General features: G+C 52.5%; 15 protein-coding genes. 11 read left to right on the top strand and 4 right to left on the bottom strand.

The window, feature by feature from the left end:
* Nucleotides 1-187 precede the first annotated feature (187 nt).
* The 4 genes from ptsP to CA13_RS17840 all read left to right on the top strand — a co-directional run bounded on the left by ptsP (nucleotide 188) and on the right by CA13_RS17840 (nucleotide 5,987).
* The gene (ptsP, locus tag CA13_RS17825) at nucleotides 188-1,933 is read left to right on the top strand and encodes a phosphoenolpyruvate--protein phosphotransferase (protein WP_146398871.1); all 1,746 of its coding nucleotides are present in this window, start codon (nucleotides 188-190) and stop codon (nucleotides 1,931-1,933) included.
* Nucleotides 1,934-1,950: 17 nt separating this feature from the next.
* Entirely contained in the window at nucleotides 1,951-2,700 is a 750-nt protein-coding gene (locus CA13_RS17830) for a TIGR03936 family radical SAM-associated protein (protein ID WP_146398874.1), read from the top strand.
* A gap of 88 nt (nucleotides 2,701-2,788) precedes the next feature.
* Nucleotides 2,789-4,393 (top strand): Rne/Rng family ribonuclease, encoded by a 1,605-nt coding sequence (locus tag CA13_RS17835; RefSeq protein ID WP_146403740.1) that lies wholly within the window; start codon nucleotides 2,789-2,791, stop codon nucleotides 4,391-4,393.
* Between the two features lie 301 nt (nucleotides 4,394-4,694).
* On the top strand, nucleotides 4,695-5,987 hold the full coding sequence (locus CA13_RS17840; RefSeq protein ID WP_146398876.1) for a hypothetical protein: 1,293 nt from the start codon (nucleotides 4,695-4,697) through the stop codon (nucleotides 5,985-5,987).
* 1 nt (nucleotide 5,988) lies between these two features.
* On the opposite strand, the gene tyrS is transcribed toward CA13_RS17840, so the two are convergent.
* Together tyrS and ispD are read right to left on the bottom strand one after the other, a co-directional pair.
* Nucleotides 5,989-7,281 (bottom strand): tyrosine--tRNA ligase, encoded by a 1,293-nt coding sequence (gene tyrS, locus CA13_RS17845; RefSeq protein ID WP_146398877.1) that lies wholly within the window; start codon nucleotides 7,279-7,281, stop codon nucleotides 5,989-5,991.
* Between the two features lie 118 nt (nucleotides 7,282-7,399).
* Nucleotides 7,400-8,128, bottom strand: coding sequence for a 2-C-methyl-D-erythritol 4-phosphate cytidylyltransferase (ispD, locus tag CA13_RS17850; RefSeq protein ID WP_146398879.1), 729 nt, complete (start codon nucleotides 8,126-8,128; stop codon nucleotides 7,400-7,402).
* A 116-nt stretch (nucleotides 8,129-8,244) separates the two neighbouring features.
* Between ispD and CA13_RS17855 the strand changes: the two genes are divergently transcribed.
* The 3 genes from CA13_RS17855 (at nucleotide 8,245) to CA13_RS17865 (ending at nucleotide 12,261) form a co-directional block, all read left to right on the top strand.
* Nucleotides 8,245-8,862, top strand: a complete 618-nt coding sequence (locus CA13_RS17855) for a hypothetical protein (protein WP_419194515.1) — start codon at nucleotides 8,245-8,247, stop codon at nucleotides 8,860-8,862.
* An 81-nt stretch (nucleotides 8,863-8,943) separates the two neighbouring features.
* Entirely contained in the window at nucleotides 8,944-10,977 is a 2,034-nt protein-coding gene (locus CA13_RS17860) for an ATP-dependent helicase (protein ID WP_146398881.1), read from the top strand.
* A gap of 138 nt (nucleotides 10,978-11,115) precedes the next feature.
* Nucleotides 11,116-12,261 carry an iron-containing alcohol dehydrogenase gene (locus CA13_RS17865; protein ID WP_146398883.1) on the top strand — a complete coding sequence of 382 codons (1,146 nt, stop codon included), beginning with the start codon at nucleotides 11,116-11,118 and terminating at the stop codon, nucleotides 12,259-12,261.
* Nucleotides 12,262-12,431: 170 nt separating this feature from the next.
* Here the strand turns inward: CA13_RS17865 and CA13_RS17870 are convergent, their stop codons facing one another.
* Nucleotides 12,432-13,901 (bottom strand): carboxypeptidase-like regulatory domain-containing protein, encoded by a 1,470-nt coding sequence (locus CA13_RS17870; RefSeq protein ID WP_146398885.1) that lies wholly within the window; start codon nucleotides 13,899-13,901, stop codon nucleotides 12,432-12,434.
* Nucleotides 13,902-13,923: 22 nt separating this feature from the next.
* Complete coding sequence (scpB, locus tag CA13_RS17875; RefSeq protein WP_419194516.1) at nucleotides 13,924-15,195, bottom strand: SMC-Scp complex subunit ScpB; 1,272 nt, start codon at nucleotides 15,193-15,195, stop codon at nucleotides 13,924-13,926.
* Nucleotides 15,196-15,460: 265 nt separating this feature from the next.
* Here scpB and CA13_RS17880 point away from each other — a divergent pair, with 265 nt between their 5' ends.
* From CA13_RS17880 to dnaN, 4 genes are all read left to right on the top strand, one after another.
* Entirely contained in the window at nucleotides 15,461-16,093 is a 633-nt protein-coding gene (locus tag CA13_RS17880; RefSeq protein ID WP_146398887.1) for a hypothetical protein, read from the top strand.
* The gene (locus CA13_RS17885) at nucleotides 16,090-17,253 is read left to right on the top strand and encodes a cysteine desulfurase family protein (RefSeq protein WP_146398888.1); all 1,164 of its coding nucleotides are present in this window, start codon (nucleotides 16,090-16,092) and stop codon (nucleotides 17,251-17,253) included. Before CA13_RS17880 ends, CA13_RS17885 begins: the two co-directional genes overlap by 4 nt.
* 71 nt (nucleotides 17,254-17,324) lie before the next feature.
* Nucleotides 17,325-18,473, top strand: coding sequence for a helix-turn-helix domain-containing protein (locus CA13_RS17890; protein WP_146398889.1), 1,149 nt, complete (start codon nucleotides 17,325-17,327; stop codon nucleotides 18,471-18,473).
* A gap of 474 nt (nucleotides 18,474-18,947) precedes the next feature.
* Nucleotides 18,948-20,066, top strand: coding sequence for a DNA polymerase III subunit beta (gene dnaN / locus CA13_RS17895; RefSeq protein WP_146398890.1), 1,119 nt, complete (start codon nucleotides 18,948-18,950; stop codon nucleotides 20,064-20,066).
* Nucleotides 20,067-20,245: the final 179 nt, after the last annotated feature.

Consider the following 20,245-nt stretch of genomic DNA (forward strand, 5'->3'; position numbering starts at 1 on the left):
ACTTAAAAAAACCGAACACTAGATAGATCGTGCATGGGGAAAGTGTTGTGGTTTCGAGACGATCGCCCAATGCGGTCCTCTTGGCCGATGCGTGCCCAGTTTCAGTGTGATCTTGATGCACTGACCAACGAAGTCGCCTCACCAACTACAAACTCTTTCACCTGAGCGCGAAACTATCGATCCATTGATGATCGAACTACAAGGCATCCCCGTATCGCCGGGAGTCGCTATTGGTCCTGCGCTTGTTTTGGACGCGGATGGGTATCGAATTCCCCGCTGTCTTATCGCCGCCCAAGATGCGGAGAACGAGTTCGCGCGCCTCGGTGTCGCGGTCGACGCGGTCTCGGAACGACTCGAAACCAACCGCTTGGAGACGTCGGCGGTCGCAGGCGCTAACACAGGCGACATCTTCGCAGCTCAGTTACAAATGCTGCACGATCCGCGGCTACACGCGGAACTTTCTCGGCGTATTCAAACAGAGATGCAATCGGCCGCCTACGCCGTTAGCCGTGTACTAAACAATTACGCCACCGCGCTACGCAAACTCGACAACCCGTTGCTAGCGGATCGCGCCGAGGACGTTCTCGACATCGAAAAACAACTACTGCTGCAACTCGGAGCCGTATCGCGTCAACCATTATCCGATTTGACCGAACCGGTAATCGTTTTGTCGCATGTGCTAACGCCCAGCGAAACGGCCAGTCTCGACCGTCGCTATGTTCGCGGTTTTTGCACTGAAACCGGTGGCCCCGGCGGGCACACGGCGATCGTAGCGAAGGGTCTGGAATTGCCTGCGGTCGTCGGCATTGGCCCGTTTCTCGACTCGGTCGGCACGGCGGCGAAAATAATCGTCGACGGTGATCGAGGACGAGTAATTATCGACCCCGATGAGCCAACGCTGGAACATTACCAACAACAACTCGAGCAGCGTCGATCGCTCGCGGTTCGTTTGGCGGAACTAAAAGACTTGCCCGCCGAAACCGCCGATGGTTTACGAATTCAATTGAGTGCCAACATTGAATTTCCACAAGAGGCCCATGCCTGTTTGGAACGAGGTGCAGACGGCATCGGTTTATACCGTACCGAGTTCTTGTACCTTTCGAGTGAAGAAGAACCGAGTGAAGAAGATCACTATGAGGCATACAGCCAAGTGATCCGTGAAATGAATGGTCGCCCAGTCGTGATTCGGACATTGGACTTGGGCGCTGACAAAATGGGACATCGCCCGCTGGCCGAACAAGAACACAATCCGTTCTTAGGACTTCGTAGCATTCGATTGTCACTTCGTAATCTGGATTTGTTTCGCCCCCAATTGCGAGCGATCTTGCGCGCGGCCGTTCACGGCGATATTCGAATCATGTTCCCGTTGATCACAACACTCGCGGAACTGCGGCAGGCAAGAATGTTGCTCAATGTGGTTGCAGAAGACTTAGAGGAATCGGGGGTCCCGTATCGGTCGGATATTCCAGTTGGCATGATGGTCGAGGTTCCAGCGGCCGTGATCATGCTCGACCATTTCGTACGCGAAGTCGATTTTTTTAGTATCGGCACCAATGACTTGGCTCAATACACCTTGGCAGTCGACCGAAGTAACGAATATGTCGCGGATTTGTACCAATCGTGTGACCCCGCGGTACTGCGATTGATCGCTCACAGTATCGAAGTGGCCGATGCAAATAATACCCCGATCGCCGTTTGCGGCGAAATGAGTAGCAACCCCGCGCGGGCAATGCTGTTGATCGGTATGGGAGTACGAAACTTGAGCGTTCCGCCCGCGACGCTGCACCGCGTGAAGAAGGCGATCCGAAGCGTGACGACCCAACAGTGTCGTGAAATCGCCGAACGCGTAATGAAACTTCAAACCGCTCGCGATGTTGACATGTATTTAGTCGACCGACTCGGTGACCTAGTGCCGGAGCTAGTCGTGCATTGATGCACCTTGAAATGAATATGTCACAAGAGCCAACCGAACCACAATCACCCCAGCCGCCCGTTTTGGTGCCGCTGAGGATTCGTTATCGCATTCGTTTTGAGAAGAAGGACTTGCTGCGTTGGATCAGCCATCGTGATTTGGCTCGACTTTGGGAACGAATCATTCGACGTGTGGCTTTGAAACCCTCGATGACCGAAGGCTTTCACCCCAAACCCCGTATTGGGTTCCCGTCCGCGTTGGCGCTTGGCGTGGAAAGCTTCGATGAAGTTGTCGAATTGGATTTAGCCGAAGATTTGGCCCCCTTGGAATTACTAACACGACTCGAAAACGACAACCAACCTGGATTAACGATTCGGAGCGTTGGGAAGTTACCCGAAGGATTCAAAAAGGCCCAACTGCTGCGCAGCGACTATACGCTTTCGATCCCGGACGGGACCGACGTTTTGAAAGTGCAAGACGCAATCGAGAATTTGAAACAGCAAGAAACCGTTTCGATTCAACGCAAAAAGAAACAAGTGGTCGCTAAGGTCGCGACCCAAATACCGACGATCGAAATAGACGATCAACAAATCCGGATATCGCTAGCTGCTACCGACGCAGCTTCCTTGAAACCAAACGATGTCTTGGATTTGCTTGGCTTTGACGATTGGATCGAAAATGGCTGCTTGATTTCTCGAGTGCGCGTGGCACTGGAAAGCGAGTTCGAATCAGACGATCCAAATCAATTTGTCCGAGTAAACCTTTCGGACACAACCAAAACAACTTAACCGCATACTAAACCCCGGCGAGCGTCCATGCGAAACGACTTTACCGATTTCGTATTAAGCTTGCCAAACTACTGAAAGCTGAATGTCAATGAAAAAAGAAATGCTAATCAATGTGCTGCAACCCGAAGAGTGTCGGATTGCTGTATTGGACGACAACCGACTCGACGAACTCTACGTCGAACGTAAAAGTGTCGAGGCGTTTGCGGGAAATATTTACCGCGGAAAAATTGTAAATCTCGAACCGAGCATCCAAGCGGCGTTTGTCGATTTTGGCGTTGGACGAAACGGTTTTTTGCACATCAGTGACGTCGAGCCCCAATATTTCCGTCAAGGCGGATACGATCCCGAAGAAGTGATGCGAGAGTCGGACGAAATGGCCGAAGCGGCCGCCAAACGAGCTCGTGATTCAGGGCACGGTCGCAAACATGCTTTTAAAGGCGGACGACCTCGAGTCAAACCGCCAATCCAAGAAATTTTTCGTCGCGGTGACGAAGTCTTGGTCCAAGTGATCAAGGAAGGTATCGGCACAAAGGGCCCTACGCTTAGCACGTACATTTCCATCCCCGGTCGTTACTTGGTATTGATGCCTGCGCTGGGCCGAGTCGGTGTCAGCCGCAAAATCGAAGACGACGATGATCGCAAACGACTCAAGCGATGTCTGTTGTCACTCAATCCACCCAAAGGTCTTGGCTTTATCGTCCGCACAGCAGGTGCGGGTCGGAGCGAAACCGAATTGCAGCGTGACCTGGAGTACTTGCTGCGGTTATGGAAAGCGATCGTCCGTCGAGTCAAGGGAACCGCCGATCCCGGTGTCTTGTACGAAGAAAGCGATTTAATCATCCGAACAATTCGCGATATCTACAGTGAAGACATCGATCAAATCATCATTGATGAACGCGAATCTTATGAGAAGGCGAAAGACTTCTTGAAGATGGTAATGCCACGAGTGGTTGATCGATTGAAACTGCACGACGGCCCGCAACCGCTCTTCCACCAGTACAAGCTTGAGGAAGAAATCATTCGAATTAACCAACGCCAAGTACCCTTGCCCAATGGCGGTTCGATCGTGATTGATCCAACCGAAGCCTTGGTCGCGATCGACGTGAATAGTGGTAACTTCCGTGGTACCGATGCGGCCGAAGAAAACGCCTTTCGTTTGAACTTAGCGGCAGCAAAGGAAATAGCCAGACAATTGCGACTACGTGATCTTGGCGGTGTGATTGTCAACGACTTTATCGACATGCGTAAGGAAAGCCATCGCCGAAAAGTCGAACGAGCGCTACGCGATGCGATGTCCAATGACCGGGCGCGGACGAAGATCTTGCGGACCAGTCCGTTTGGATTAATTGAAATGACGCGCCAACGTATTCGCCCAAGTTTGAAACGTAGCATCTACACCGATTGCCCCTGTTGCCAAGGCCGTGGGCTCGTGAAAACAGCCGAAAGTATGTCGATCGAAGTGATCCGGATGCTGGCATTGGCTGTCCAGAACAAACACATCGAACGGGTCACAATTCGTGTGAACGATGCGGTCGCCGCGCATTTGAATAACAAAAAACGCCGCGATGTGATGGAAATGGAAGACGTCGGAAAAATGACCGTCCAAATCCTCGGCAGCGAGGGATTATTCCCCGAGCACTTGGAAATGGATTGCCGTGACACGCACGGCGAAAGAGTCGAAATCGATTCATAATCGGTGATCGCTTCCCTGTTCCCATCGACTTTTTTGAAATTCGAACGTGTTAAGAAAGTCGAACGTGTGTAAAGAACCGTTCGACTCGGTAGCAAGGTGCGTGATGCTTCCCAGCCTTGACACAACCTCGCCGTTGGGGGTTTCCCGCCCCTTGGTCATCGGAGGCCCGAGTCGCAACCATTCCCGATTTGGATAGAAAGCCCAGAATATAGAAAGCCCAGAATGACGACGTACGTCTGCTAGCAAACTGGTGTTTTCTTCGGATTGACTTGGGGGTGGGGAAACTGGTATCCACCATCGCATGGACCGAGGATTCTCGAATCGTCGAGCACCAATTGCTTGGTGGCTCTGCTTGATTGGTGTGGCCGGTGTCGCGATGAGCGATGAACCGCCAATGCTGCGGATCATCCATGCGCAAACCAACTTTGACCCTGAGCCAGTTCCAACCATCCAATCCAAGCTTGAGCCTGAATCGGCGATCGCTTCACCATCATCCGAGCCCACGGCTGAGCCCAAAGGCGCTGAAGAAATCTCGCCGCTGACTCTTTCTCCGTCGGTCGCATCTCCGCCACAGGAGCTGACAATTCAAAACGATGGACCTCGTGCTTGTGTTTTGCTTCACAATGGTAACGTGGTTTATGGGACGGCACACCAGCGAGGTGAATTCGTTGTGATCAGACGAGAAAGTGGAGTAGAGATCCAACTTTCTCGTAACGATGTCGCCTGTTGGGCCAATTCCATCCATGATCTTTACAAGTTCCGAGTCGACAACCGACGTGACTCGTCCGTTGCAACACGACTCAACGAGATACGGTGGTGTCTGCGGTACGATCTATTTGGTTTAGCCGCTGCCGAACTTGTTGAAGTCTATTCGGTTGATCCGTCTAACGGTGAAGCTCGAAAATTAGAGAATCGACTTCGGCGAGCGGCCGAGGTAGCTATGCGACAACCAAGCAATCCGAGCACGTCGAACCAAGATTTCAAAGCAGCGAGCACTGACGTTGCGCCCCCTTCGCCAATGGTCCAAGCGATTGTCGATTCATCGGAACACATTCGCGATTTTTCCCGCTACGTCCAACCATTGCTAATCAATCGTTGTGGTCAATGTCACTCGCATACGTCCGAGCAAGCGTGGCAATTAAATACACCCTCGATTGGTCAACGAGCGACATCGCGTATGACTCGTCAAAACCTGACGGCCACATTGGGCTTTGTCGATCTCGATTCGCCCCTTGATAGTGAGCTTCTACAAAAATCGACTACCGCACATGGCGACGAACCGGCCGGGAATGATGCGCGCCGCAGTGCGGCGGCGGCGACCCTTCTGCACTGGATCGCATCGATCGAAGCGACCGTTCCACGATTACAACTGGATCAACCAAAGTCGGATTCGCTCGGGCAATACGCGTCACCGATCTCATCAGAGGAAATTGGCCCATCCGAGTTACCAAAATCAGAGCTTGGAGAGGCAACCGTTAATCCGCGTACCGACGATGTCACGTCGGATCCAAAACCATCGCGGTTACCGAAAATCAGCAACCCGTTTGATCCCGAATTGTTCAATCGCAAATACTTGGTTGAAAAAGACCATTAGCTTATCGGTTCGTTGTAAACCGGATCAGCGCGTACTTCTTTTTACCGCGCCGCAGCACTAGAACCGTTTCGCTGGCCAAATCCGCTTCCGTCAATCGAACGTCCATGTCCGTGACGCGGCGATTATTCAGATACACGCTTCCTTCTTTGATCGATCGTCTTGCTTCGCTGCTGCTTTTGACCAAGCTCGATTTTTGCAGAGCTTCGACGATCCACCATCCCTCGCCCGACAGAACGCTTCGATCGGTTTCGACGCTTGGGACATCAGCAAAGATTTGGCCGAGCTGCGCGTCGGTCGCTTTTTCGATTTCGCCGCCAAACAGAATACTCGTCGCTCGCTGGGCCGACGCGATTCCTTCCGCCCCGTGAACCAATTCAGTCATCCACTGAGCCAGTCGTTTTTGGGCACCCCGGCGACCAGGATCCGAAGCCGTTTGTTCAGCGAGCGAATCGTATTCGTCGCGATGGATTTCTGTCAAATAAGCGATGCATCGCATCACATCGGCATCGTCGACATTGATCCAGTATTGGTAGAACTCGTAAGGACTGGTTCGGTCCGGGTCGAGCCAGATCGCACCCTTTTCGGTTTTGCCCATCTTTCGTCCATCGCTGGTCGTCAAAAGCGGTGCGGTCAAACCGAAAAGTTGCTTGCCGAGCATTCGTCGGCCCAAATCAATCCCAGCGGTAATGTTGCCCCATTGGTCGCTGCCACCGGCTTGGATGCGGCAATTGTGTTCGCGGCAAAGGTAAACGAAGTCATAGGCTTGAAGCAGCATGTAGCTGAATTCGGTGTAGCTCAGCCCCGCTTCGCTTTCGAGTCGCGATCGAACCGATTCTTTACCCATCATCGCACCGACAGGAAAGTTTTTGCCAACGTCTCGCAAAAATTCGAGGTACGAGTAGCCTTGCATCCAATCGAAATTGTTGAGCAACTTCGCGCCACTACTGCCATCAAACACTAGGAACTGTTTCATCTGCTTGCCGACTCCGTCGACATTCGATTGCAGCTGCTCTGGCGAAAGCAGATTTCGTTCTTCACTCTTGCCACTGGGGTCACCGATCATGCCGGTTGCACCGCCGACCAATGCGATCGGGCGATGCCCCGCCTGTTGAAACCGGCGCAACATCATCACCTGCATCAAGTGGCCAACGTGAAGACTCGAAGCCGTCGGATCAAAACCAATGTAGATCGTTTGCGGTTCACTTTGCAGCAATTTGCTGAGTTCCGCTTCGTCGGTCGTTTGATGGATCAAACCTCGCCAACGGAGGTCTTCGATCAAATTCTTTGTCGTCATGATGATGGTCGTAACTTAAGAGGGGGATCACCCTTTGTAGGGCGTATCGTGACTGTTCACATTAAAAAATGGCATCTTCGCCATCTCGTTTGAAATCAAACCGTTTTTCAACAGAGGGTCAGCCCCCTTTTGATTCACGGTTTAAGATCGCTTCAGCTACCCATAAATCTTCGGGGTAAGTAATTTTGATGTTGTCGGCTCTGCCGCGAACCAATGCAACCGGATGGCCGATCCGTTCGACCAATTCGGCATCATCGGTTGCCGGTCGCCCTCGGTAGCGGTCGTACGCTTGGCGGAGGAGGTCAACGTGGAACACTTGAGGCGTTTGGGCGACCCAAAGTTCACGGCGATCAATGGTAATCGAGTGATCGTCGGAATTGATTTTGCGTTTAATTGTTCCCGGGACGGGCGTGGCCAAAATGGCGGCTCCGGTTTTGGAGGCTCGCGAAAAGACGGCTGTTAAATCAGCGTCGCTAACGAGCGGACGTGCGGCATCATGAATCGCCACCATTGCGATTGAATTGTCCCCATCCAGTGCATCCAATCCTGCTCGCACGCTGTCTGTCCGCTCGCTGCCACCGCGGACCAGTTCGATGCGGAGGATATTGACCAACTTGGCGTAGGGTCCTTCGAAAACCGGGCGATCTTGGTCGGAAATCGCCATCAGGATCCGTCCGATTTCGGGCCGGCTGGCCAAAACGCGTGCGGTATGAAACCAGAGCGGTTCTTCGCACAGCATTGCGAATAGCTTATTTTCGGCCCGACCAAATCGCTGCCCTCGCCCCGCAGCGGGCAAAATCGCCGCGATGCGTTTGTCCTGGTTCGATTGGGGGGCCGATTCGGTCATGATGGGGTCGATAAAACTGGGGGAAAGTCGGTCAGTTAGCAATCGTAAAGTTGATCGCAACTGCGTACAATTGCCCTGACTTTCAACCATACCCACCTTGTGGAGCTAAAAGGAACATGCCCGAACGACAAACAAACACGGATATTGGTGAATTGAGCCTCTCGTCAGAGCCAAAGTGCTGTCGGTGGAGCCGTTCATCCGGCATTGTCCTTTCGACCGTCCTCGCGATCATCGCCGTCGCTAGCATCGCCACCGCAGCCTATTTCGCCGGTCGCTCAGCGACCCCGTCGAATGCCTACTTCCCGACCATTGACGCTACAACGGCTGTGTTCAGCGAAAAATTCTCGATGGCCACTGGCCCGGTCAGTGACGATGCCGAAGGACTATTCGTTTTGGACCACAACTCGGGATTGTTACAATGTACCGTGATTTACCCGCGAGTCGGCCGGTTCATGGCTAGCTTCACCGCACAAGTGGGCGAAGCCTTGCAGGGTGGTGGCAAAGGGGGAAGCTACATGATGGTCACCGGATTGGCCGATTTTCCCCGATCGAGCAATACGCCCGCCGCTCCGTCGGTTGTCTACGTGCTCGACACATCCACGGGCAACTATGCATGCTATGGCATTCCATTTAACAAGGTGTTTGTCAGTTCGAACCGTGCTCAACAAGGCGGCTTGGTCCTGTTGGCCACCGGATCGGCTAACCCGCTGATCGATCGCGATTCGATTCGATAGCGAGATGGTAGTGCGTTTTAAAAGGGGGGCTGCCCCCTTTTGAAACCGGCAACATGCGTTGTCTCGACCTCCTTTTCTGTTTTGCTTCTCTCGACAAATGGATTGAATGTGGGCCACGGACTCAATAAGGCTCAAGCGGAAGCCGTTGAAACCCTGTCTGGACCTATGCTTGTGCTTGCTGGCGCAGGCACGGGCAAGACGCGTGTTGTCACGTTTCGTATCGCCAACCTAATTCGCCACGGCACGCCACCCGACCGCATTCTTGCGATGACGTTCACCAACAAAGCGGCTGGTGAAATGCAGGAGCGAATCGGTGAACTACTTGGGCCAAAAAAGAAACGCAAACCGAAACGTGGGGAACCGGCCGAACCAAAACCAACCATTAGCACGTTCCATTCGCTTTGTGTGCGGATTTTGAGACAACATGCGAAGTCGCTTGGATTCCCTAACAAGTTTTCGATCTACGACCGAAGTGACCAAGAATCGCTTGCCCGCGCGATCCTTCGTGAGCTGCGGCTTTCAGGAACCGCACTGAAACCAGCCGACATGTTAGCGATTATCGGTGGATGGAAGAACCAATCGATCCTTCCCGATGAAGCCGCTATGGCTGCATCGACCGACAAGGAACATTTCGCTGCGTCGGGTTATCGCCGTTACCAGAATGCGCTGCGAGCACGTGCGGCGATGGATTTTGATGATCTGCTGCTACACACCGAAACCTTATTTCGAGAACACCACGATGTGCGTGACGAAGTGGCATCGCTTTACGATCACGTCTTGGTTGATGAATACCAAGACACCAACGGCAGCCAATACCGCATTACTCGCGACTTGACGTTCAAACATCGCAATTTTTGCGTCGTTGGTGACGATGATCAATCTATTTACGCATGGCGTGGCGCCGATGTCACGCACATTTTGAACTTTGCCAACGATTGGCCTGATGCGAAAGTCGTTTGCCTCGAAGACAACTACCGCAGCACCGGTGCGATCCTTTCGATGGCCAACACGTTAATCCAATACAACACCCATCGTCACGACAAGGTCTTGGTCCCGAGTCGTCCGGACGGCCAACGACCTCGAATTTTGCAGCACAAGGACGAAACGGTTGAAGCGAGATTGGTGGTGACGGAGATCACCGAACTGATTGAAAAAAAACACATCCAACCGCGCGACATCGCGATACTGTTTCGGACCAATGAGCAACCTCGTTTGTTCGAAACGGAACTTCGCAAAGCAAACGTGCCCTATGTGATGATGGGCAGTCAATCGTTCTTTGACAGACGTGAAATTCGAGATTTGCTCGCTTATCTCAAATGGATCGACCAACCCGATGACGAAATCTCGCTACTACGGGTGATCAATACACCGGCGCGAGGGTTGAGTACCAAGACGGTTCAGTTACTCGTTAGCCGGGCGGTCGAGCGTGGGGTCCCAGTGTGGCAAGTGATGCAGAACAACGCGGCGATTGCCGATTTGTCTCCAAGTGCCAAACGAGGCATCAATGACTTGGCGAAGCTTGCCGACGATGTTCGTGAACGAGCCGAACATGATTCGTTGACCGATGCATTACAGACGATGCTTGAGCGAACGGCCTATGCCGACGAAATCGCGCGGATCTATGATCAACCTGAAGAACGGGATGCACGGATGTCATCGATTGGGGATTTAACCAATGCGATCAGTGCATTTCAAGACAACCATAGCGAACCGACGCTGACCGGTTTCATTTCCGATATTGCGCTATCGGGTCGTGAAATGGGTAACGAAAAAGACAAAATGGCGGCAAAGAACTCGGTATGGCTATTAACCCTTCATGCCGCCAAGGGACTCGAATTCCCATACGTTTACATGGTCGGAATGGAAGAAGGGATTCTGCCGCATAGTCGAAGTGTCAAAAGCGGACGTGATGAGGATATCGCCGAGGAACGACGGTTGTGCTACGTCGGGATCACGCGAGCTCAAGAAAACTTGACCATGTCGATGGCATTGACCCGGCGAAAATGGGGTAAACCGCGACCGACCATCCCCAGTCCGTTTTTGTATGAAATCACCGGAAAAGCTGCAAATCCAAACAAATACCGAAAGAAACGAGCTACTTCGGTGGCGCGATAGCCTCCTCTTTGCGTTCGACTACACTTTGTTTGTCGCCTTTCCCTGATGACAAGGGCGTCAACGAGCACTCGTTCGTGTTGCCATTCGTGTTGCCAAAGGCGACATTCACCTCTCCCTCCTTCAACCTCTCCCTCCGCGATGCAACCTTTTGATATTTCCAATCGGACACGAGTTGTTTTCGGCGAGGGAACGATTCGGCGACTCGGTGAATTAGCGGCCGAGTTTCGGCCCCGATGTGTCTTGCTGGTTAGCGATCCGGGGTTGATCGAAGCAGGGCACTTTGATGTTGCTGTCGAATCCCTTCGAAACAGTGGCATCAAGGTCGAATCCTTTCACGACTTCGGCGAAAACCCCACTGCGGACATGGTCGATGCTGGCGTGCGGCGAGCGGCCGAAACGAAGCCGGATTTGTTAATCGGACTTGGTGGCGGCAGCAGTATGGATTGCTGCAAAGGGATCAACTTTGTTTACTCCTGTGGTGGCACGATCCACGACTACCACGGTGTCGGCAAAGCAACGACCGATTTGTTACCAATGATCGCTGTTCCAACGACGGCCGGGACCGGCAGCGAAGCGCAATCGTTTGCATTGATCAGTGATGCGACGACGCATACCAAAATGGCCTGCGGCGATCCTCGAGCCGCATGCAAGATCGCGGTGCTTGACCCTGTCTTGACTCTCACCCAGCCAAGAACTGTCACCGCCCTGACCGGCATCGACGCGATCTCCCATGCGATTGAAACGTACGTCACGCGGCGCCGAAACCCTATGTCGACTACCTATTCACGGCGTGCTTTTGGACTATTAGCCAATGGCTATTCGCAAGTGCTGGCAAATCCTAATGATCTTGCCGCTCGAAGCCAAATGCAACTCGGGGCTCATTTTGCGGGGATGGCTATTGAAACGTCCATGCTTGGTGCGGCACACGCAACGGCAAACCCCTTAACCGCTCGGTACGACATTGTTCATGGTCAAGCCGTCGGACTGATGTTGCCAGCGGTCATTCGGATGAACGGGGCCGAGTTGGCCTTGTCATACGCTGAGTTGCTACGCGAGCTGGTCCCAGATGTGAACCAAACTGACGCACCCGAGCAACTAGCGAAGCGAGTGACCACTTGGGTCAGAGAGGCAAATCTTGCCACGTCACTTGCCGAGCTGCGAATCCCAACCGCCGCGATCGACTCGTTGGTCGACGAAGCGCTCCAGCAATGGACGGGGACGTTTAACCCGATACCTTTGACTAGTGCAAATGTCCGTGCACTCTATCATGCCGTGCTAGGATAATGCCTAAGTGGTGTCGCGGGCCTAAATTGAAGCAGCGGGCTAATTGAGGCAGCGGGCCCTAATTGAGTCAGCGGGCATTGTGCGGTTATTTAACTTTTCCAATAGCTTGCGTCCCAACCAAACAAATCCTACCCCATAGCCCTGATCCGCTAACTCGATCGTTTCGCTGGCTATTCGTTTGCCGATAGGTCGACCGACACTTTCTCGATGCGGAGCGCCGGATTTTTGCTGTCGCCATGAGTTGCCCGGTCAAGGAGCCACAGCTGGTCTTGGTGACATTTGAATCGCAGTCGATAGTCGGCGTCACCTGATTGAATTCGAATCGATCGAGGCACATAACCTCCGCCCATGGGAACCATATCCGAAAAGGTTTCGATCGATTCCTCGCCCAATGGCCCCATCGAGATTCGATGCTCGGTGACGACGGCTTTTTCGGTGTCGATCACCATCCGGCCTGAGGAAAATGAGCGAGAAAAGAAACCATTCCAACCTGGACCAACACCAAGCCCCGCTGAGAACCCTCGCCGTTCTTTGAGTCGATAGGTCAACACGGTGGTATTTTCCAACGTTTGAACATCGTGAATCACCACGTTTTCGGGCTGCGAGAACAACCATCGCAATGGCGGCATATAAGCAAAACCGCGTAACCGAGATATATCACTCCAAGCGGGTCCCGTGGGTGAGTCCTTGTCGATAGTGACTTCGGTGCGTTCTCCTTTTGCATTGACGGCGTCGTATTGATACGTAATCGATTTGGATGGCCGGGCATTCCACGGCGTGGCCGCCAATGCGACTCGCTTAAGTAGCTGTAACGCCCTCTGACGATCGACTGGCTTAACTGGCGGGCCAAACAATGGATCAGCAACGGACAACTCGTCTGTTCGGTCTTGACCAAGTGCATCGACGATCGAGACCAGATTCACATAGAACGAAGTACCTTCATCGCTAGACTGCAATTCAAGATTGATTCGATATCGTTGTGGATCGATCAATCGCAAGCCGGGTGAGATCACTTCAACTTGTTTTCTCTGACTATCGCGTTTGCGTTCGCGAAGTTCCTGAGGATCGTCCGAAGGGGTCACGACCGGTCTGTGAACAATCACAACGTGAACCGTTTCAAATCGCGGGACGATGTCAAATTGGCATCGTGAGGCATCATCTGAACAGTCACCCGAAAGATCATAGCGATGGAGCGTCACATCACGCCCAGCTCGCAGGAAAATCGATTGGGTCCATGCTTCGGGGATCTTCCCGGTCACACGGACACTCAGAGCTGCTGGGTTGCCAAGGACAAATTCAGCTCGCCGCGGTTTGTCCGAGTCGTCTTCGGACAATTTTGGTCCGCTATAGTCGGTTGCGACGTGGTAGCGACCGGGCATCGAGACAGACAAGAAGGGCCAATTGCGAAATGTCTTGTCGTTGAATACGTAATGTCCGCTACGATCAGTGACTCGCGCGTCGCCACCAAAACAGGTGCCGATACAATCCATGATCGTCACCGTCGCTCCTTCGATCGGACGACCGAGTTGATCGGTGACGTGGCCTTCAAGAAACGGCGAATCGGCACCCGAGGCGTTGAACAAAAACAGTGAGGTTTCTGTTACCAGGAAGGCAGTTAGGGCGATCAGCGGCAACCGCATTGGGTCAATCCATTTCTAGATTCTATGTCCAATCCTCATCGTCGTCGGCCGATTCGTCGTCGTCGTCCCAGTCGTCGTCGTCGTCGTCATCGTCGTCCTCCCAGTCATCATCATCGTCGTCGACTTCTTCCCAATCGTCACTTTCTTCGTCGTCTATCTCTTCATCATCTATCTCTTCATCATCTATCTCTTCATCATCTATCTCTTCATCATCTATCTCTTCATCATCATCGTCGAGTCCGTCGTCTAGATCATCGTCATCGTCATCGTCATCGTCCCAATCATCATCGTCGAGGAGGTCATCGTCCTCGTCGTCATCATCGTCTCCGTACAACTCGTCTTCTTCGTCTTCAATCACAGCTTGTGGGTCCTCGGGATCCATACCACCTTCGGCTTCGGCGAGGCCGGCCAAGACGGGATCGACGGCTACAAAGCCTGTTTCTGGTTCGGAGAGAACCGATGCGACAGCGGTGCTCACGACTGACTCCTTCGTTGATGAAAAACTATCGTTAGGGGACAAATCTTCGGGTGTGGTTTCTGCTTGCTCTTCGGATGTGGAAGCTGGTTCGGGTTCTTGCAGTGTATCCCATTGGAACGGAGGCAACCCATCGATGCTAGCCAATCCGAAGACCAGCAAGAAATGTTTGGTGGTTCCATAAAGGTACGGTCGGCCTAATTCTTCGCTTCGTCCTGCTATTCGTACTAAATCTCGCTCCATTAGCTGTCGCAACAATTCGCCGCAAGCCACCCCTCGGATGGCTTCGATATCCGCTCGAGAGACATTTTGGCGATATGCAACGACCGCTAGCGTTTCCATCATCGGCGTTGATAACCGGATTGCTGGAGGCAAATGTCCAAGTCGAGTCAACCAAGGGGCTAATGCGGGCCGTGTCATCATACGATAACCGCCAGCAATCAGTTCCACTCGCATCGAACGACCATGAGTTTCGTACGTCGCATTGAGTTCGCGGACAAGTGTACGAGCCTCGGTTGCATCCGCCAAGTGAGCCATTTGCGATAGTTTTCGGGGTGACAACGGAGCCTTTGAAAGAAACAAGATCGCTTCGACCCGTTTACGCCGTTTCAGCGAATCATCGTCGGAATCTTCATCGCTAACCACCGCTAATTCCATTGGCGGCTCGGCTGCACTGAAAAGCACATCGTATGGTCGCTTCGATTGTGCCCCCGTTTGCCCCGATTTCCAAGGTGATCCTGCCCAAAAGGACACTTGGTTAGCCGAAAATCGACTCTTCAGGTCCCCACTTCGAGTGACTGACGAACCGCTATACTTCATCGCTACGGACTTTCATGAGGTTTCGAGCACAGATAACGGCCGCGGATCAGGCCAGTCTACTTTCCATTTAGGCGTTCTAGCCTGAGTGGCGGTCTGTGTACAATCGAGGATCAATCGAAACCACTAGTTTCCTTGCTTTTTTCCTTCCTTTGATTCCTGATTTCTTTCTTTGTCCAACTCTGTTTCACCCACTTCATCCGACACGACTAGGAAAGGACCCAAAAAGGGCCTTTTACGGCGATGGGTAATCGTCCTTAGTGCTGTGATGGTATCTCTCTTCCTTTTCCTGTTCGTGCGCGTCCAAGGATCCGTTACTGGAAGAGAATTTTCACCCGATACTTTCTCGGTACGTGAATTCCATTTCTATGAAATCCCCCTGCTGAATCTACAAATCACCCCCATCAAACGGACCAGCGTCACCCCCAACACAGCCACTTACCTTCGCCAAAAATCTCTTATCCAAGCTCCTAAGAAACCGACGGATACCTGGCATCTTGTTTATCTTTCTCGTGGTTTTACCGGTAGAACTCCCGCCGATTCGGAACTGCTCCTTTTACAGCTCAACCTCGATCACAACGGCAATGCCTATTGGCGACAATGGAGCATCGACCATCCACAACACGCACCATTCTTTTGGTCCGTAATTCAAAGGCTCGCCAAACGCGAAATGTACCTGTTGATGCCCCCGTTATTTGAACTCGCTCAACTCGAACAGTCGACTGAAGCCATGACGGAAAAAATCAACCAATCCCTGAGCTCGCAATATGTTGATTTGATCAAAGACATGCGAGCGGCGGACCGAACGGTGTTGGCGGACGGACTACTTAAGGAAGCCTTAAAGGACTTTCCTAATGATGCGGATTTAAGAAAATTGGCGGGTTCACCGGAAACCCCATGATCTACCTGGACAACAACGCCACCACCGCGATCGATCCACGAGTCACCGACGTGATTGCCGACGTGTTCAATAGCGGACCGGCAAACGCGTCGAGCCAACATGGACTCGGTCGTGTCGCTCAACTGCGAATTGACAACGCGACCGACTCGATTTCTGTCTGTCTTGACACACCGTTGGACCAACCGGGTGGGCCTCGTTTTTTGTTCACTAGCGGTGGTACCGAATCGAACAATTTGGCGATTACTGGATTGGCCGAGCCACTATCAGCCATCATCATCAGCCGAATCGAGCACCCCAGTGTGATTGCGATTGCCGAACATTTACTCGCCCTTGGACGTGAAATTCATTGGTTAGACGTTGACGAAAACGGCGTCATCAATATCGACGAACTCCCTCAACTCATCGCTTCCTGCAGGAACCGTTGCGGCTTGGTGTCGATTATGTCGGCCAACAATGAAACCGGTGTACATCAGCCGATCGAAAAGGCCGCTCTGATTTGCCGCCAAGCGGGTGTTCTGCTGCATGTTGATGCTACCCAATCAATCGGCAAAGTTCCCCTGTCGCTCACCAAGCTTGATGCCTCCGCCGTGACGATTTCGGCCCACAAGTTTCACGGCCCCTGTGGCATTGGTGGCTTGTGGCTGGGCAGTGGTGTTCGCTTGCGCCCCCTTTTTCATGGTGGCGAGCAGCAACTTGAATCACGACCTGGGACTGAACCTGTCGCGTTGATTTGTGGCATGGCTGAGGCTCTAAGAATTGCAACGGATGAATTGGTAACTAACCGCCAGCGGATGCGATCGCTGCGAGACCAATTTGAGCAATCGCTTCGCGCGGAACATTCCGATCTGGTCATCCATGGTGCCACAGCTGATCGACTACCCAATACGAGTTACCTCTCCTTTCCGCACACCGACCGCCAATCGATGCTAATGTCACTCGATTTGGCTGGGGTCGCCTGCAGTAGCGGGTCAGCGTGTAGCAGCGGCAGCAGCCCCCCCAGCCACGTATTGATCGCGATGAATTTGCCAGCAAAGTTAGTGCTATCCGCATTGCGTTTCGGAATGAGCAAGTTTTCCACCTCCGAGGAAATTGCTGACGCTGTTTATCGTATCTCTCGTTCATATAAACATTTACGTAACAAAAAGGATGTGGAAAACTAACAATTTTACCCCTCGTTTTCCTGCTCGTTCTCGGTACAATTTGGTCGATTCGATAACAACGACTACTTAAATTGTCTATTTCCACAATCCAAGCCGAGCCTGTTTCAGGTCGCCACAACGCCGATTGCGAAGTGGTCGCGTTTCCACTTGAGCGCCCGCTGGTAAAATCGCGGCGTCGAAGTTCTGCTTCCGCTGCCAGCCCGCTGGTGTTGCCCTATTTCCTCGCCGGGCCCGAAAATCGCTTGGTCGCCTTTGTTGCTCGACAAGAAGCATCGTTGTTCGAGTTCGGCAATCCGATTCTGTTCGTTGGGCCAACCGGGTGTGGAAAAACCGCTCTCGCCCTGCACATGGGGGTGCGCTACGCAAACCAGCTCGGTTTTACCGAGAATAACGCGGTTGTTCATTTGCCAGCGATCGAGTTCGCTCGACGGTACGGCGACGCGGTTGCCGCCGATGTCGTCAACTCGCTTCGTGACGAAATTGAAAAGGCGCCGGTGCTAATCATTGACGATTTGCACCTGATGACGAGCAAAACGTCCGCTCAAAACGAATTGGCTCAGCGAATCGAAGCTCGTGTCGAAGCTCGATTGCCAACGATTTTGACTTGCCGCCGATTGCCTACCGAGGTTCGTGGTCTGCGTCCGTCACTCGTCAGCCGCTCGATTCCTGGGCTGACAATTCCTGTCCATTGCCCAGCCGGTGAAACGCGTTCTTTGCTGTTGCGTGAATTGGCTGTGGCTTTCAACCTCGATCTTGATGCATCAATGTTCGGCATGCTCGACGAGGGATTGGATATCGCGATGCCTGTACGGGCGATTGCGGCTGTGATGCGTCAAATTGATCTGTGGTGCCGGATGAAGAAGCTACCACCGTCCTGTGAAGCGGTTGAAGCGGCCATCCAATCGGTATCCCCAAGCAAAGAAATATCGTTAGCGAAGATTACCAATACCGTTGCCCGGCATTTTCGCCAACGAGCAAAGGAGTTGCGCAGTAGTTCTCGAAAGCAACATTTGGTCCGTGCTCGATCGTTGGCTATGTTGCTTGCTCGCCGCTTAACGTCGCTTAGTATGAACGATATCGGCGATTACTTTGGAGGTCGCGATCATACCACCGTTTTGCACGCGATCCGCAAAACCGAAGAATTGCTCCGTGACAACGCCGATTTACGCCAAGCCGCCGATGAGCTAACCGAAAAGCTATCCCGTCTGTCGAGACAATAGCCACTTTGCCCTGCGACCTGTTCGTAGGGGCTGCTGGTGGAAAACCAGCACACCGACTTTTTCTCTTTTTTTCTGCTTCTTTTGCTGGTGGAAAACATGTCACTCTCTTGGTGGACTCTGGTGCTTCCTTTCGTTGACCCTTTTTCAACTCTCTCTACCGTCTGTTGGCCAATGTCACTAACTCTCTCCAAGTCTGACCAACTAGCTACATAGGAGCAACGGTTTTTCCACACACCTGTCGTCTCTATAAACTGTTACTATCAAAGCACTTATATTTCCGATTCTCTTACAACCAACAGTTTAAGCTATCACATTACGACGACGACGATATTTAAATACTTTATTCTCTTTAGAGAGCCCACCATGAATGATCGATCTTTCATCTCGACACCACTACACATTGTCGACCAAGGCGGTACAACATGGTTTCTCTCAAATGTTCCGAGTCTTTCTTAGTCGAATCGCCTCACTGTTATGAAAATCACCTGCCAACGCGAATCGCTCACTTCCGCCTTCGGTCTTGCTGCCAGTATCGCTCCAACGCGTTCGCCCAAAGAAATCCTTCAAAACGTCAAGATAACGGCCACTGGTGGTCGCTTGACGCTGACAGCAACTGATTTGGATGTCGGTATTCGTTTGGAAGTCCAAGAGGGTGTCGAGATTGAAACAGAAGGTTCGGCGTTGTTGCCCGTTCAACGAACGATGGGCATTCTTCGCGAGAGCAACGACGAGAAACTGACGATCGAAACCGACGACACCGGCATCCGGATCACCGGCAGCCGAAGTAAATTCCGACTTCCGGGAAGCAACCCCGATGAATTCCCCAGCGTCGCGGAATTCCATGAAGACAAATATCATGTGTTACCGACACGACTGTTTCGCGAAATGGTGAAGCGAACGGTATTTGCAACGGATGCCGAAAGCAGTCGCTACGCACTCGGCGGAGTGCTACTGGAAATGGAAGAATCATCGGTGATCGCGGTTGGAACCGACGGACGAAGATTGGCAAAGATGGAAGGGACCGGAGAAGCCCAAGGTGGCCACCAAACGACCGGCACAAGCACGATCGTGCCGACACGAGCGATCCAGTTGATGGAACGAGCATTGAGCGACAAGGACGATGCAGTGGACGTAGCGGCACGAGCAAATGATTTGCTTTTACGAACGCCACGAGCGGTAATCTATTCACGATTGGTGGAAGGTCGCTATCCAAATTGGCGACAAGTGTTTCCCACACGAGAAAACGCCGTTCAGATCGATATGACGGTGGGACCGTTGTTCGCAGCACTTCGCCAAGCAGCGATCGTTACTGATCATGAAAGTCGTGGCATCGATTTTACGTTCGGTGATGGCACGTTAAAGTTAGAAGCGAGTACCGCCGAGATCGGTGAGTCGCAAGTGGAACTGCCAATCGGATACGATGGTGAAGTTATCACGTTGACGATGGATAATCGTTACTTGGCTGACTTTTGCAAAGTACTCGATAACGAGTCGAGCTTTGTCATGGAAGTTGAATCCTCATCAAGCCCAGCGTTGTTAACGACCGACGATGGCTACAGCTATGTGATCATGCCAATGGCACGAGATCGATAAGGTAGCCATAGGCGATCTTAATCAAGGTCGGTTTCAGCAGTGGTTTCTAGATCGGCATCCGGTAAATGCTCGATCAACGGAAGGTGTTTACGACACCGCCACTCCATTTGTGGCCGGCTTGAACTACCAGAAAGTTCACCACCCCAGCGAGCGAGGAACAACAAGCGAGCGGTGTGCGG

Origin of the sequence: Novipirellula herctigrandis, assembly GCA_007859835.1 — a bacterium.
GTDB lineage: Bacteria > Planctomycetota > Planctomycetia > Pirellulales > Pirellulaceae > Novipirellula_A > Novipirellula_A herctigrandis.

What these genes read in the sequence shown, in the direction of transcription:
- ptsP (WP_146398871.1), top strand. Translation starts at nt 188, where the DNA reads ATGATCGAACTACAAGGCATCCCCGTATCGCCGGGAGTCGCTATTGGT.
- CA13_RS17830 (WP_146398874.1), top strand. Translation starts at nt 1,951, where the DNA reads ATGTCACAAGAGCCAACCGAACCACAATCACCCCAGCCGCCCGTTTTG.
- CA13_RS17835 (WP_146403740.1), top strand. Translation starts at nt 2,789, where the DNA reads ATGAAAAAAGAAATGCTAATCAATGTGCTGCAACCCGAAGAGTGTCGG.
- CA13_RS17840 (WP_146398876.1), top strand. Translation starts at nt 4,695, where the DNA reads ATGGACCGAGGATTCTCGAATCGTCGAGCACCAATTGCTTGGTGGCTC.
- tyrS (WP_146398877.1), bottom strand. Translation starts at nt 7,281, where the DNA reads ATGACGACAAAGAATTTGATCGAAGACCTCCGTTGGCGAGGTTTGATC.
- ispD (WP_146398879.1), bottom strand. Translation starts at nt 8,128, where the DNA reads ATGACCGAATCGGCCCCCCAATCGAACCAGGACAAACGCATCGCGGCG.
- CA13_RS17855 (WP_419194515.1), top strand. Translation starts at nt 8,245, where the DNA reads ATGCCCGAACGACAAACAAACACGGATATTGGTGAATTGAGCCTCTCG.
- CA13_RS17865 (WP_146398883.1), top strand. Translation starts at nt 11,116, where the DNA reads ATGCAACCTTTTGATATTTCCAATCGGACACGAGTTGTTTTCGGCGAG.
- CA13_RS17870 (WP_146398885.1), bottom strand. Translation starts at nt 13,901, where the DNA reads ATGCGGTTGCCGCTGATCGCCCTAACTGCCTTCCTGGTAACAGAAACC.
- scpB (WP_419194516.1), bottom strand. Translation starts at nt 15,195, where the DNA reads ATGAAGTATAGCGGTTCGTCAGTCACTCGAAGTGGGGACCTGAAGAGT.
- CA13_RS17880 (WP_146398887.1), top strand. Translation starts at nt 15,461, where the DNA reads ATGGTATCTCTCTTCCTTTTCCTGTTCGTGCGCGTCCAAGGATCCGTT.
- CA13_RS17885 (WP_146398888.1), top strand. Translation starts at nt 16,090, where the DNA reads ATGATCTACCTGGACAACAACGCCACCACCGCGATCGATCCACGAGTC.
- dnaN (WP_146398890.1), top strand. Translation starts at nt 18,948, where the DNA reads ATGAAAATCACCTGCCAACGCGAATCGCTCACTTCCGCCTTCGGTCTT.